At 48.6% G+C, this 15,160-nt stretch carries 11 protein-coding genes; 8 read left to right on the top strand and 3 right to left on the bottom strand.

The genetic code is table 11. The features are described from left to right. Positions 1 to 114 precede the first annotated feature (114 nt). Entirely contained in the window at positions 115 to 555 is a 441-nt protein-coding gene (gene msrB / locus DF182_RS27375) for a peptide-methionine (R)-S-oxide reductase MsrB (RefSeq protein WP_161964285.1), read from the top strand. Between the two features lie 66 nt (positions 556 to 621). On the opposite strand, the gene DF182_RS27370 is transcribed toward msrB, so the two are convergent. Further along, the gene (locus tag DF182_RS27370; protein WP_113618939.1) at positions 622 to 2,046 is read right to left on the bottom strand and encodes an aminotransferase-like domain-containing protein; all 1,425 of its coding nucleotides are present in this window, start codon (positions 2,044 to 2,046) and stop codon (positions 622 to 624) included. Positions 2,047 to 2,135: 89 nt separating this feature from the next. Here DF182_RS27370 and DF182_RS27365 point away from each other — a divergent pair, with 89 nt between their 5' ends. The 4 genes from DF182_RS27365 (at position 2,136) to DF182_RS27350 (ending at position 5,757) form a co-directional block, all read left to right on the top strand. After that, entirely contained in the window at positions 2,136 to 2,642 is a 507-nt protein-coding gene (locus DF182_RS27365; RefSeq protein ID WP_113618938.1) for a GNAT family N-acetyltransferase, read from the top strand. A gap of 18 nt (positions 2,643 to 2,660) precedes the next feature. Next, positions 2,661 to 4,019 (top strand): alpha/beta hydrolase, encoded by a 1,359-nt coding sequence (locus DF182_RS27360; RefSeq protein ID WP_113618937.1) that lies wholly within the window; start codon positions 2,661 to 2,663, stop codon positions 4,017 to 4,019. A gap of 100 nt (positions 4,020 to 4,119) precedes the next feature. Next, positions 4,120 to 4,461 carry a YciI family protein gene (locus DF182_RS27355; RefSeq protein WP_113618936.1) on the top strand — a complete coding sequence of 114 codons (342 nt, stop codon included), beginning with the start codon at positions 4,120 to 4,122 and terminating at the stop codon, positions 4,459 to 4,461. Between the two features lie 60 nt (positions 4,462 to 4,521). Beyond that, a complete protein-coding gene (locus DF182_RS27350) occupies positions 4,522 to 5,757 on the top strand; it encodes an RNA polymerase sigma factor (RefSeq protein WP_113619746.1) in 1,236 nt (411 codons plus the stop codon). Here DF182_RS27350 and DF182_RS27345 read toward each other — a convergent pair. Then, a complete protein-coding gene (locus DF182_RS27345) occupies positions 5,741 to 6,367 on the bottom strand; it encodes a hypothetical protein (RefSeq protein WP_113618935.1) in 627 nt (208 codons plus the stop codon). The two genes, DF182_RS27350 and DF182_RS27345, sit on opposite strands and share 17 nt — an antisense overlap. A 453-nt stretch (positions 6,368 to 6,820) precedes the next feature. Here DF182_RS27345 and DF182_RS27340 point away from each other — a divergent pair, with 453 nt between their 5' ends. From DF182_RS27340 to DF182_RS27325, 3 genes are all read left to right on the top strand, one after another. Beyond that, a complete protein-coding gene (locus DF182_RS27340; RefSeq protein ID WP_113618934.1) occupies positions 6,821 to 9,949 on the top strand; it encodes a SusC/RagA family TonB-linked outer membrane protein in 3,129 nt (1,042 codons plus the stop codon). Between the two features lie 19 nt (positions 9,950 to 9,968). Further along, positions 9,969 to 11,471: a RagB/SusD family nutrient uptake outer membrane protein gene (locus DF182_RS27335; RefSeq protein WP_113618933.1), complete on the top strand. Its 1,503-nt coding sequence runs from the start codon at positions 9,969 to 9,971 to the stop codon at positions 11,469 to 11,471. 256 nt (positions 11,472 to 11,727) lie between these two features. Next, the gene (locus DF182_RS27325; RefSeq protein ID WP_113618931.1) at positions 11,728 to 12,387 is read left to right on the top strand and encodes a hypothetical protein; all 660 of its coding nucleotides are present in this window, start codon (positions 11,728 to 11,730) and stop codon (positions 12,385 to 12,387) included. A gap of 38 nt (positions 12,388 to 12,425) precedes the next feature. Here the strand turns inward: DF182_RS27325 and DF182_RS27320 are convergent, their stop codons facing one another. Further along, positions 12,426 to 14,966: a glycoside hydrolase family 9 protein gene (locus DF182_RS27320; RefSeq protein WP_113618930.1), complete on the bottom strand. Its 2,541-nt coding sequence runs from the start codon at positions 14,964 to 14,966 to the stop codon at positions 12,426 to 12,428. Positions 14,967 to 15,160: the final 194 nt, after the last annotated feature.

Raw genomic sequence — 15,160 nt, 5'->3', positions numbered from 1 at the left:
ATCATCAGATCTATCATAGTTATAGTTATGAAAGCAGTATCTTTTATATTAGCTTTATCGGCTATATTGATAACCGGCTCTGCTTGTCAGAGTCAGCAGAAAAAAACGCAGACTATGAATACCGCCGCATCCGCCAATCCATACTATTCCCGTACAGACACCGAGAAACTGCATGTCAGCAATGCTGAATGGAAGAAAGTCCTGCCACCGGAGTTATACGCCGTGGCCAGGGAACAGGCTACTGAACGGCCTTTCTCCGGTAAATACTGGGATAGTGATGTGAAGGGGACTTATTACTGCGCCGTATGTGGTAATGCCCTTTTCCGTTCTGATGCCAAATTTGCCAGCAGCTGCGGATGGCCCAGCTTCTTTGAAGCTATCCGTCCCGGCAGTGTTATTTACCGGGAAGACAACTCCCATGGCATGCACCGGACTGAAGTAATGTGTGGACGCTGTGAGTCGCACCTGGGGCATATCTTCGACGATGGACCTCCACCGACACACAAAAGATTCTGCATGAACTCTGTATCGCTCGACTTCGAGCCAGAGCAATAACCAGACTACGGTCTGGCATATACGCCGATCAGACTACCGCCATTTTTTATAGCGGGCGGGTATTCTTTATATCATTGTTTTGATGAGACGACCCAGTTTACGGATAGCCTGCTCTATATTTTTATTCCAGTTTTTATTACAGCTGATGCGGATATAGTTACGGAAGCCGCCGGTACTGGAGAATAATGGCCCCGGCGCGATATTAATCTGACTGTCCAGTGCCATCTTCTGCAACTTAAGAGCGTCTATCCGTTTGTCCAGTTCCACCCATAATACCATACCTCCATCAGGATGACTGATACGGGTACCTTCCGGGAAATGTTGCTCAATACACTGGGTGGTAAGCAATACCTGCCGATGCACCAGGGGCCGCAGTTTCCGCAGATGCCGCTGATAGGTGCCGCTGGTAAGGAGATCTACCAATGACAGTTGTAATACCGAAGCAGTAGCCACATTGGTAGTGGCTTTTAACTGCGCCACCTTCTCCATAAACCGCCCCGGTGCACACCAGCCTATACGATAGCCGGATGCCACCGTTTTTGAAAAAGAGGCACAGAACAGTACCCAGCCATGTTTATCATAGGTTTTGATGGTGGTAGGCCTTGTAGCGCCGAAATACAATTCGCCGTACACATCATCTTCAATAACGGGCAGTTGCTGCTTCCAGGCAAAGTTTGCGATCCATCGTTTTTTTTCATCAGACAGCACCACACCGTTGGGGTTGTTGAAGTTGGACGTAAACAGGCAGGCAGCGATGTCATATTGTGCTACAATTTCTTCCAGCTGTTGCAGGTTGATTCCTTCTTCCGAATCACAAGGCAGCTCTATCACTTTCAGCTCCAGTTGTTCGAGGCATTGCAGAATACCGTAATAACAGGGCGATTCCACCACTACCGTATCACCCGGCCGGGTAACGGCCCTCAGGCTCAGGCACAGCCCCTCCAGGGCGCCATTGGTCACCAGTACATCCTCTGCAGCAAGGGCGCCATTCCAATAAAAGGAAAGCCGCGCTATCTGTTCCCGTAAAGTCTGGTTCCCATAAGTAGATTCATATTGCAGGTGCTGACCGGTAAGGTCGCGGGAAGCTTTCTGCAGGCTGCGCCGGATGGCATTGAACGGGATCATATGTGTTTCCAGCGAAGCGTTGAAGAAAGAGATAAACCCCGGCGGATATGGTCCCGCATCTACCGGCATTTTGCTGATGATACGGCTGACGTTTACCTCTCTGACGGCAGGCGCTGTGGTGGCTGCTTCGGGGAGATGTCCATGAGCACCTGATTTACGCAGGGCCACATAACCCGATTTCTCACGGGCAGATAACAGCCCTTTGTCAGTCAGCAAAGCATAGGCTTTTAAAGCAGTACCTACGCTGACTTTAAAATGATCGCTTACCACACGCAATGAGGGCAGCTTCTCCCCCAACGGGTAAGTATCATTGTTAATCAGGGTTTCTATCCTGTTGGCGATATCGATGTATTGAAAGTCTTTCATCTGTTACACTAAAATATTCAATTTCTGTATCTGTTACAGTTTCCTGAAAGTAAATAATTTTGAGGAAACAGTGATAAAAAGAAATCTCAATGGAAATATTAAACAGCCACAGTACAGACATAGACGACATTTTTCATCTTTATGATGAAGGCACCAAATTCCAGGCATCCCGCTTTATCCGGGTATGGCAAGGTTTTGACCGGGCGATGGTAGAAAAGGAGATTGCGGAAAACAGACAATGGAAACTGGTAGTGGACGGACGGATTGCATGTGTGTTTGCCACTACTTTTAATGATCCGTTGATATGGGGAGAGAAAGACGAAGAGCCATCGTTATACATACATCGTATTGCCACCCATCCGGATTATCATGGACGTGGGTTTGTGAAACATATTGTAGCGTGGGCCAAGGCATACGGGCGGCAACATCAGCGCCAGTATCTGCGGCTGGACACCGGCAGTGGTAATGAGCGGCTCAACAACTACTACGTCAGCTGCGGGTTCACCTATATGGGTGTAAGAGAAATCCCAGATCCGGAGGGCTTGCCAGCACATTACCGGAATGGAGGCTTTAGTACTTTTGAAATCAAACTGTAACAGTTATCTTTCCACTATATGAAAACTTACTATCTACCTTTACTGGCGGCCTTCCTTAGCAGCTGGCTGCCATCCGGCCGGGCCCAGGCTCAGGAAGCCGACAGCCTCTCCTTCTGTAAAAGCGGTGCTTATGCTATGAGTGATGGCAGCCAACTGATCATCTCTCCCTCCTATCTGCCGGACCTGCGCTACCGCCGTACAGACGGCACTTGCGGCCGACTGTTCCGACAGCCGGACAGCAGCTATCAGTCCGGGCCGGGATGGGCTAACCCGAAAAACCCGGATGTTTTTGCCCGCTTCGGCAATTGCGCTGACGGAACAATCACCCTGCGGGAAAAAGAAAAGACCACTACCGGAAAACGTATATCCTTCCCAGTTATACCCTTACATTTCACCAGCCATGGGGCTACCCTTTACGGCGAGCTGCACCTGCCTCCCAACAATAAGCCACGTGCCGTGCTGGTATTACATTTCGGTTCAGGAGGGGAATCAGCTGTATATTACAACTACCTGCAGCACCTGTTGCCTTTGAGTGATATTGCCGTACTGGTATATGATAAAAGAGGCACCGGTAAATCTAGCGGCCGGCTGAGCGCCAACTTTGAGCTGCTGGCCGCCGATATGGCCGAAGTCGTGAAGGCCGTACGGCAGCTGCCTGCTGTAAAAGGCCTCCCCGTGGGCCTGATGGGCGAAAGTCAGGGTGGCTGGATCGTTCCGCTCACCGCCTCACTGACAAAAACAGATTTCCTCATCGCCAGCTACAGCCTGCTGATACCGCCCCGGGAAGAAAACAGGCAGGAAGTGCTGCACGATTTACACCAGCAGCATTACAGCAAAGAAGAGATAGCACAGGCCATGGAAGTGGTAAAAGCAACCGACCAGGTATTCCGTACAAAATTTACTGGCGGCCAGGAACAGCTCGCAGCCCTGAAAGCCCGCTACCGCCAGGAGAAATGGTACAAGGACCTGAAAGGCGATTACACCGGCATCATCCTTAACGCCAGCAGGGAGCAACTGGACTCCATTAAAACCATCTTCCCCGTGGACATCCCCCTGGACTACGATCCACTGCCCGCCTTCCGAAAAGTGAATGTTCCGATGTTATGGGTGATTGCAGGCCAGGACACCGAAGCTCCCAATGAAGCCACTATTGCCGCTTTGAAGAAAGATCTGGCAACACGTAAAAACATAGACCTCGTTATTTTCCCTCATGCAGACCATGGTATCATCGAAATGAAAGATACGCCGGAAGGCCCGGTGGCATTGGGCCGCCAGTCACCCGGGTATTTTGATTTGCTGAGAGATTGGATACTGACAAGGGAAATCCGCAAACAGTATGGCGAAGCCCTGCAGTTCACACATTCTTCAAAACACTGATTTTCAGTTTTTTGGAGAAATTTTTAAAACTTTCTCCAAAACCTGTCTTATTCTGTTGCATGTAGTTGTTATCTGGATATAACCTTTTAATTTTAAAGCCATGAAGAATTTTTTGTTTTTATTCAGAAATGACAACGCTAAACTGCCAAAACGTTCACCGGAAGAAATGCAGGCCACTACTAAATTGTGGATGGACTGGATTGGCAGCATTGCCGCACAGAACAAACTCGCAGACCGTGGAAACCGACTGGAACCAAATGGTAAAGTATTAAGACCTGGTAACGTAGTAACAGACGGTCCTTATACAGAGATTAAAGAAGCGCTGGGTGGTTATACCATGGTGAAAGCTGCTTCCATGGAAGAAGCTGTGGAACTCGCCAGCGGATGCCCTATTCTGCAACTGGGTGGTAACGTAGAAGTAAGAGAAATCAGTATTTTATAATCATCTGCTTAAAATCAACAAGCCTATGTAATATTGCAGTATTACATAGGCTTTTCTGTTATGGAAGAAAAAGAACTGCTCCCCCATCTGTTCAGGACGGAATACAGCAAGATCACCGCTGTATTGTGTAAACTACTGGGATTTGAACATCTGGATATTGCCGAGGATATTGCCAGTGACACTTTTTTGGCGGCCTCCGAAACCTGGGGTATCAAGGGTTTGCCGGAAAACCCGGCGGCATGGCTGTACACGGTTGCCAAAAACAAGGCAAAGAACCATCTGAAGCATCAGGCGGTATTTCAGGAAAAGGTAGCCATACAATTAAACCGGGCCGCCACCAGCGAAGTACCGGACATAGATCTGTCTGCTCAGAACATCAAAGACAGTCAGCTTCAGATGATGTTTGCTGTATGCCATCCTGCTATTTCAGTGGAATCGCAGATAGGGATGGCATTGCGTGTATTGTGTGGTTTTGGCATCGATGAAATAGCAGACGCGTTTCTGACCAGTAAAGACACTATCAACAAACGTTTATTGCGGGCTAAGGAGAAGCTAAGGGAAGAACAGATCAGCATTTCCTTTCCGGGTGAAGCTGAGATCCCCGGCCGGCTGGACGCTGTACTCCGGACCTTGTATCTGTTGTTTAACGAAGGTTATTTTTCAGTGAGCCATGATCATTCGCTGCGTAAAGAACTTTGTCTGGAAGCCATGCGCCTCACTTTCCTGCTGACAGAAAATGAGAGCACCAACGCACCTTCCGTGAATGCGCTGCTTTCCCTGATGAGCTTCCAGGCTTCACGCTTTGAAGCGCGGACCGATGCCAGCGGTGACACCATTTTATATGACGACCAGGACACCAGCCTGTGGGATGATGATCTGATCGGGCAGGGAGAATACTTTCTCGGGTTGGCATCCAAAGGAAATACTATTACCAAATACCATCTCGAAGCAGGCATTGCCTACTGGCATACCATCAAAGCAAACACTCCTGAGAAGTGGGAAAACATCCTGCAACTCTATAACCATCTGCTGACACTGGAGTATTCTCCTGTAGCCGCACTCAACAGGACCTATGCCCTCTCCCGTGCCAACGGCAAAGAGGCTGCTATCAAGGAAGCCCGCAAGCTGGAGCTGAATGATCATTATATGTATCATCTGCTGCTGGGCGAATTATATGCGGGTATAGATAACAAAGTAGCCATTGCTTCCCTCAAGAAAGCGCTTGCATTAAGCCATTCCCCTGCCGACAAAAAAGTGATCACCCATAAAATAGAGCTGCTCAGGGAAACTGCGTAACCTGTTGCACCACCATTGCATACAGTTTTGGTATCAGTTGCATTCTATGCTGCTGAAAGGCTGCTTCATCAGTCTTCAGGATGGCAGCTGCCACCAACGGGAGTTGCAGCGTGGCCGTTATCTCTTCTGCAACAACAGCGGGGTAAAAACTACAGGCCACATCAAACCCTTCCCAACCTTCAAAAGACAACCACTCGCTCACCACCATCAGACAATATGGATGGGGATGCAGTTGTTGTTTCAGCTCATTCAGCGGCAACCAGTAGTTTCTTTTCAGCTGCGCTGCTTCTTCAATAGCCAGACAAATTTTATCAAGGGCTGTCTCGTGATCGTTTTTGTATTTACGCAATATCCTTTCCGTTATTGTAAAACGGGCCTCCTCTATGCCTGCCAGTGTTTTGGCAATATCATACTGATGCTGTTCCAGCTGCTGCTGCACCAATTCAGGCGAAGCATCCGTTTTGCTCAGGACAACTGCTGTTGTTTCCTCTTTAAACAAAGCCGCTGCAGCAGCCACATCACCATTTGTTTTGCTGAGCAGCATCTGCGCATGCCGGATGCCAACGGGGAAGCATGTACGTAGTTCGTCTATCTCCTGTTTTCTTTCCATGATACTGCAAAATAAACTGAAAGAATCCGGTATTAATCATTATTGTCTTAATCCGTACAAATATTGTCTTACAGGATACAACCTACATAAAAATATGTATACTTGATTTGATAAAATGTCTGTAGCATCCAATGCAAGGTTTTTTAGTATGAGATAAAAGGAGCCAACAGCGAGGCATTCAATTACCATCAATCAAAATCAATAATTGTACATCCTGTGTGCAGTGGTACAACATACACTGCAGCAGGCGGCAAACCATCACGTGCATTTACTTTACCGGTATTACTTCCCTTGCGGGGGAACAGCTGTTTTTTTGCCTTAACGCATAGGAACGGCCAGTGAACACCATGACTCAATGATTGGTATGACGTCCCGACGGATGTCATACAGGGAAACCTTTTGCCTTTATAAATCCGTGTATCATCCTGTATTCCCTAACAAATCCATACCAACATGAACAGAAAACGCTTACTTCTGCTGGCATTTTTCGTGTGTATATGCACGTTAGCCAACGCCCAAATCAGAAACCTGTCAGGGACCGTCAGGGATGCAGACGACGGGCATCCATTACCGGGTGTATCCGTACGGCAGCACAACGGCTCGAAAGCCGTCCCCTCAGACCATAACGGTCGTTTTGTAATAACCGTCCCCATTGGCGCCACGCTTGAATTCTATGCCATCGGTTATGATCCGCAACAAATAACGGTAGGGCAACAGGACAGTTTGATCATCCGTCTGAAGAATAAAGAAAAACAACTTGGTGAAGTGGTGATCACCGCCTATGGCAATACCCGGAAGCAGGCCTTTACCGGCACCGCAGCCGTCATCAGCAATGAGAAGTTCAAAGACCTGCAGGTGTCCACCATCACCGGTGTACTGCAGGGAAATGCCAGCGGCGTACTCGCCGTTAATACCAGTGGACAGCCGGGCGAAAACCCTACCATCCGTATCCGCGGCATCGGTTCCTTTAATGCCAGCAATGACCCGCTGATACTACTCGATGGATCTCCCTATTCCGGCAGCATCAACAGTATCAATCCCGCTGATGTGGAAACCATTACTGTTCTCAAAGATGCCTCTTCTACTTCTATCTATGGCTCCCGTGCAGCCAATGGTATTATACAGGTCACCACTAAAAAAGGTAAAGGCAAAAGCCATTTTGAGCTCTCCGGACTCACCGGTTTTTCCAGGAGAGCCGTGAAAGAATATCCTACCGTTAGCCCAGCCCAGTATTATGAAATGACCTGGGAAGCCCTGCGCAACGATGCGCGTGATAACCCCGCCCTGCTGACGCAATACAATGTACCCAGTGCGGAAGCCTATGCCAGCAAACAGGTAGCGCCGCGCCTGGTGTACAATCCCTTTAACGTAGCCCAGCCCGTAGGACTGGATGGCAAAGTGTTGCCCAATGCTCAACTGCTGTGGAACGATAACTGGATGGACGAGATGACCCGTACCGGCATCCGGCACGACATCAACATGAACGTGTCTGGCAGTGATGCCGCGAACACGATTCGTTATTACCTGTCTGGTGGTTATATCCAGGACCAGGGCATACAAAAGGAATCAGACTTCAAACGTTATTCCGGCAGGGTGAAGGTAGATGCCACGCCCATTAAATGGATGCAGGTGGGCATTAACTCCAGCCTGGCTTATTCCAACCAGAACTTCCCTTATCAGGGTAATGGCGGCGCATCCAATGGAATTGGTTTCGCCCGCACCATCGCTCCCATCTATCCTGTCTATCTGCGTGATCCGGCCAACGGCAACTTTCTGCTGGACGGCAACGGCAAAAAAATATTCGACTACGGCAACAACAGCACCACAGAAGGTGTACTCAGACCCTCTGCACAGTACCGTCCTTTCAACTCGGGTCAGAACCCTTCCGGCACCACCAGCATCAACCCTATTACCAATGAAAGGTTGACTGCTAACGGCAACGCCTATATGGGACTAAACCTTTTCAAAGGACTTACCTTCCGTTCGCAGTACTCCATCGACTACAACCAGGTAGACAACAATGTATTCTGGAATCCATTTTATGGTGATGGCACTACCAGCGGAGGTCTCAGCTACCGCTCCATCACGCTGCTGTATGCGCAGAACTTCAGCAACGCCTTTACCTACGACCAAACCTTTGGTGAGCATCATATCAATCTGGTAGCCGGTATGGAAGCTTTCCGGCAGGTGACTGAAACCACCAGCTCCCAGCGTACGGGCTTTACCTATGCATATCCCACACAACCCAGTTACGGCACCACCTCCACCGCAGAAGGCATCAAAAACAAATTCCGCCTCCAGAGTTATTTTGCGCGGGCCGCCTACGACCTGGCCGATAAGTATCACCTGAGCCTGTCCATCCGCAGAGACGGCGCCACCCGCTTTGCTAAAGATGCCCGCTGGGGCCTTTTTTATGCCGCCGGCGCTTCCTGGAACCTCAACAAGGAGGTGTTTATGGAAGATATCGCCTGGCTCAATCAGCTGAAACTAAAAGCCAGCTATGGTACCAGCGGCAATCAGTCACTGCCCGGCAGTTTCCCTTACCTGGGCACTTATTCCGCTGGCGCCAATATGGGCTCTGCCAGCGGCATTATCATCAATACGGTATCCAATCCCAATCTCAGCTGGGAAACACAGAAGCAGCTGGACCTCGGCGTGGAATTCAGTATCCTGAAAGACCGTGTCAGCGGGTCGTTTGTTTATTTCAACCGCAAGTCCGCCAATCTGTTGTTTGACCGTCCACTCCCCAACTCCACCGGTATCAATGCTATCAGCGACAACATAGGCGGTGTTAAAAACTATGGCTTTGAAATAGAGCTGAATACCGTTAACATCCAAAACGGAAAACTGGAATGGCGTACATCCTTTAACGTGACCAAACTCAAAAACGTGATCACCGAAATCGCCCCAGGCACCACCCAGATCGTAGGAGGCAGCTGGTACGAATGGTATATTCAGGAATATGCCGGTGTAGACCCTGCAGACGGCAAACCCATGTGGTACAAGGACGATGCCGCCAATGCCGGTAGTAAAACCACCACCAAAAAATACAGTGAAGCCACCCGTTACCGACTGGCTAATCGCCTCTCCGACTATACCGGTGGTATCACCAACACGCTGCGGTATGGCAACTTCGACTTTACCGTGCTGGCTACCTTTGCGCTGGGTGGTAAATACTATGATGGCAACTATGCCTCATTAATGGGTGGTATGATCAGTCCAGGTACCAATGCCAACGTTGATATTTTAAACAGATGGCAAAGTCCCGACAATCCTGGCGATGGCAAGACTCCCAGGCTGAGCACCGCCACCGACAATGCCAACGCTGCTTCCAGCCGTTTCCTGTACGACCTGAGTTATATGCGTATCCGTAATATCACGCTGGGATACCGTTTTCCCGAGAGACTGCTGAAGCGGGCCTTCATCAGCAACGCCCGTGTTTTTGCGGATTTGCAAAACGCGTTCACCTTCTTTGGCGGCCCCAAAGGAGCCGACCCTGAAGCTAATATCAACGCACAGGCCAGCAACCACAACACCACTTCCAGTAAAATATTCTCCATCGGTATCAACGTAGGGCTGTAACCTTTTAAAAACATTTATCATGAAACAATCGCGCATTATCATCATAACCACACTTTGTCTGCTTGCCCTGACAGCCTGTAAGAAAGAGTTTCTCAACGCTCCCAGTCCCGAAAATGGTGATCTTACGGACAATATCGTTTTCTCCACCAAATCCGGCGCTGAAAGCGCCATAACAGGCATCTACTGGATATTCCGGTCGGAGAACTACAACGGCTATGGCGGCAGCCCCAACAACTCCGGCAACCTCACCAACAGAGGCTTGCAGACCACCATGTTTTTCTTTGAAGTAAGAGGCAATGATATTTTTGAAGCCAACCGCACCTGGTGGCGGGTAGAAACTTCCTGGGAGGAAGCAGCTGCCGGCCGTATCCAAACCGGTAACCGTACCCGGCAGATCTGGGACATGTTTTACAAAACCATCAACAATGCCAATGCTGTCATCAAATATACACCCGATATCAAAGGAGCCACCCAGGCAGAGAAAGAAGCACTGATAGCAGAAGCTCAGGCGATACGTGCCTATTCTTATTTCTGGCTGGCCAGATGTTATCAGTTTACCTACGCCAAAAATCCTGATGCACCCGGTGTGCCCATCTACACAGAACCGGCCTCCAAAGACAGCAAGGGCAATCCCAGAGCATCCCTGAAAACAGTATACCAGCTTATACTGGCAGACCTTACTGCCGCTATAGACAAACTACCCGCCGCCCGCGCCGGTAAATTCCGTATCAACAAAAACGTAGCACAGGGTATCCTCGCTGAAGTATACCAGGAACTGGCCATGGCTGATAACTCCCTCTGGCAGAAAGCCATTGACAATGCCCAGGCAGCAAGGACCGGTTTTCCACTGATGTCCAACAGCAACTATGCAGGCGGTTTCAATGACATCAGCAACCAGGAATGGATATGGGGATTTCCCGTACCGGAAGACCAGAGCCTCATCTATTATTCGCAGTTCAGCTTCATGGACCAGACCAATGGATACTACCGCAACATTTATGTGAATGCCGACTTTGTCAGCAAGTTCAGCACCACCGATGCAAGAAGAGCCACCTTCGTTGACTATAGCGCCAATCCCGCAGCCCCCACAAAGGCCTGGGGAAGCCGTAAGTACCGGTCGAGGCTCACCACCTCCATTACCGGAGATATCATTACGATGCGGTCCGCCGAAATGTATCTGATAGAAGCAGAAGCACTGGCACAACAGAACAAACTTCAGGAATCTGTTGATGTGTTGTTCTCACTACAAAGTCTGCGTGATCCTTCCGCTGTAAAGCCGGATGTATCTATAGGGAAAGATAACCTGATCAGGATGATACTACTGGAGCGCCGTAAAGAATTGTACGGAGAATCCGGCGTATACTTCTTTGATCTGAAACGTTATCAGCAGGACCTCGTGCGTACCGGCAACCATCCTTATCTGCTGACCATTCCAGCCAATGATCCGCGATGGCTGATACAAATACCGATTACAGAAATTGATGCCAACGATAAAATCAATCCGGAAGACCAGAATCCATGATAACTCAGGGTTGACAGCTTTGGCTGTCAACCCAATTTTCTATGAAACCATTGACAGGCCTGCAACGGGAGACGATACCCTCTCCATCAAAATTCTTTGTTTTAAAAATATAATTCCTGACTCCTCACGATTCTCCGGATATCTGTCAGACAACACTATCATCACATCAATTTTTATCCTTCCATCCTGCAACATCCATCTTTGCTGAAAGCCTTGTTGGTATTGAAAGTTATCCCTTTCTTCGCCGAAAAAAAACATGCAAGACTTACTGTATATTAATGATGAAAATGATAACACCTGCCTTGAATCCTTCTTGCATATCGCTGAAACACTGATGAACAGGCATCTTTTGAAAGTAAGAGATCACTACTACCGGATCGTGGACTGTGAGTTTTATTACAACAGCAGGATACACAACGATCCGTACGCCTTAACACATGAACAGTCCGGCAATTGCGGTGAATGGAATTTCCATGGCTCCGGAATGGACATCACCCTCACCAGCCAGCATGCTTCCGGTGGCATCATGATACAGGGCATTGCTAGCGTAGCAAACGGACACGAAGTGCCCTCCAAAGACAGCGCAACCTCCGGCCCTTTAAAAGTATGTTCTGAAATTTTTCAGCATGTTGGCAGTGTATGGGCGGATACTCCTTTACACTTCGGACTGGTACCGGTAGAACAATCTATTGGCCGCGGAGTCATTGAGGCGACTATATTTTCCGTTCCGCGGATAGGACTGAATATCACAAAAGACAACCATGGTAATTTCAGTAAAAGGCCGTACCGGTTTCTTACCTTTCTGCATCTTCCACATAAGGAAGGAGAAAAAATAAGAAAATACCTGACACTGGAAGCTGAAGAAGCTATCAGCCCGGTGGCTTACCAGGCGTACAATACGGGAAGGAAGTGGTAATTGGGATGATCAGTTTACCGAGCTGACAATGAGTGTTTTTATTGAAGTAATTCGTTGATACCCACAAAACGATATCCTTTATCTTTTAACGACCGGATGAGGATATCGAGTTTATTATAGAATTTATCTGTACGGGCAGGATCAGTACCAATATGCATCAGCAGCATAAAACCATTGAGCCCGGCAGGTTGCGCTGCTTCATACTGCATGATGGAGTCATAGATCTGATCTGAAGTTCGGTAACCATTCATGGCAGGTGTGGTATAGTCTGCGTTGGAGCGTGTGCCGGGTGTGAAATTGACCAATTGCAATCCTTCTTCCCGGGTCCATTCCGCGATGGTATCGTTGTACCATTCGTAGGGCGGTAAAAAATAGGGAGCAGCCGTTTTTTTAATACCTAATGTTTCCATTCTGTGGTAGTTGTCTGAAAGGTCCTGCTGAAAGGCTTTCCGGGATATCAGCAGACTGTCACGTTTTTGCCAGTCGCAGTACAGCGGATGCTGATCAGAATGTGGTCCGAGATAATGTCCATCGGCCTGCAGTTGTTTGATCAGCGGTTGAAAAGCCGGATTGCCATAAAATTTTCCGGTCAGAAAAAAAGCGGCGGGCACCCGATAGTGTTGTAATACCTGTCGTATCACCGCTCCACCATCAGCAAACTCATCGCCGGTAAAGACAAGTGTGAGCGTTTTTTGATGCGTGTTTCCGCGAATGATAGCGCCATGGGCGTAGGTGCCGGCAGATGCCGAAGGCACCGCTGGTTTAGAAGGTGCAACAGGCCTTTTAGCAGGAACGGCTTTATGTCCTTCGTTATCCATAGCAGCCAGCAGATAAACCAGTGAAGCGGTACCGTCCATAGTAGGCTCATTGGTGCTGTAGTCGCCGAAGTCGTCGTGATACACAGCCAGATCGCTCTGAAATTCAGCGTAGGCATCCGGTTTGGACAGTTTAATACCAATGAGGTTCTTGTAAATATTCGTATATACGGGACCGTCTACCAGCCCTCCATCAATCGGATAATGTCCCAGGTGCGTGAATGCAGAATGCGGATCCTCCGGAGTATCACCCTGTGCCGGCAGGCCATACACCATACTGGTACCCCATGGATTGCAGCCAAACAGCCAGTCGAAGTTGGCCTGTTCCAATGCTTCAAATGCCTTACTACCCGTAAGCTGCCGGTACCAGTAACACTGAATGGCAAATGAAGTGGTCAGGTTATTACTGCACCAGATAAAAGGGATGTAACGATAGAAAGCATTGTTTTTTGCTTTCTGCCATACTTTTTCTATGCCCGTTTTATAATATCCGGTAACGGTTTGTTTGTCTTTGTTACTGAGCTGTTTGGCCAGTTCATAATGTCCGAGGTTGATGAAAGGATACCACTGGTAATGATGGGCGGTATCCGATCCCAGCCAGGGTGTAATCTTCTCCTGTTCGGCATAGGCGAGCGCCTGTTGCCGGTAGACATCTTTTTTACCGATATGATATAACGAAGCCGCAGCCAATTCCATATCATCTACCCAGTTATCTTCTGCATAGATATAGGGAGAAAGCACAGAGGCCGTCTGGCAGACACCGGGTTGTTTCAGCCCCATAGCATAGGCTGTAACAGCTTTCTGTTGCAGGATGCCGGCATAAGCAGCGTCCTTATTACGGAGCAGCTGGTAGCCAAGTGCAAAAGCACTGGCAAACTTACCTGCAGTAGAGGCTACGCCTGTCGTTTTATTCATGAATTTACCTCTGACCTGTGGTTGACCAGAGCAGAAATATACCGGCCGCTCCAATCCTCTGCCGTAGAAATCATCTTCTTTAGGCAGCCGCATACCATGATGGTCGCGGTCGTCGGCGATCTGGTTAAACATCCAGGTATCACGCGGATGCATTTTCAATAACCAGTCGAGCCCCCAGCGGGCCTCATCCAGTACATCAGCCACCTGGTTGCTGCCCTCCAGTCCATTGGCTTCATAGTTATCACCAAATACCTGCGGGAAATCACGATACGCCGCCAGTAAATGATAGGTAGCATTAGCAGACGTAGTAGAATATTGCAGGTAATCACTGGCATCATGCCAGCCACCAGCCACATCCAGATGCGTACTGTCGGACATAGGACCATACAACGTATAGCCGTCATGGGTATGACATGAATCTTTCAAAAAAGGATTAAACCAACTACGCTGCTGACGCATATAACGCAGCACAAAGTCTGCCGTACCCGCATAAACGTTATTGGCTATACGAAAATAAGGTGACTTCGCCTCTCCCGCTTTCAGATAATAAGTCCCGGAACGTTTCCAGGTACTGAAATCCAGCCGTGCCGTCTGGTTAAACGGGCCATAATGCCCGAAAGCCTTGCCCGTCCCCGCCGTAAACACCACTCTGCCACTCGCAGAATCCACCAGCTGGAAAGCAGACGGTACCACCGTGCCCTTACTACCCCATACCGCCACTTTAATGCCTCCGGGAAGATAACCGAGCTGGTTGATCCTAATCCAGGAGCTAGTAGCCGCAAAAACACTTGTTGTAGCGAGTGCAGCCAGCGCAAAAGCGCATATTATATTTTTCAGCGCGTGTTTCATTATTCTAAATTACGAATCCCAGGACTAAAGTCCTGGGCTAAAATTGTTGGGTGATTCGACGGAGGTTTATGGATAGTTAGTTATTTTTTTCAGGATTCTTTTTTGCAGGATTTCTTTTATTGTGTTTTTTTCTGGTTGTTGTTATTTTTTGTTGTGATTGGGTTTTGTTGTGATTAGGTTTTGTTGTGATTAGG

This window comes from Chitinophaga flava (genome assembly GCF_003308995.1).
GTDB lineage: Bacteria > Bacteroidota > Bacteroidia > Chitinophagales > Chitinophagaceae > Chitinophaga > Chitinophaga flava.
Note: the sequence above shows the minus strand (reverse complement) of the source record. Positions and strands in the feature narration are given on the sequence as shown.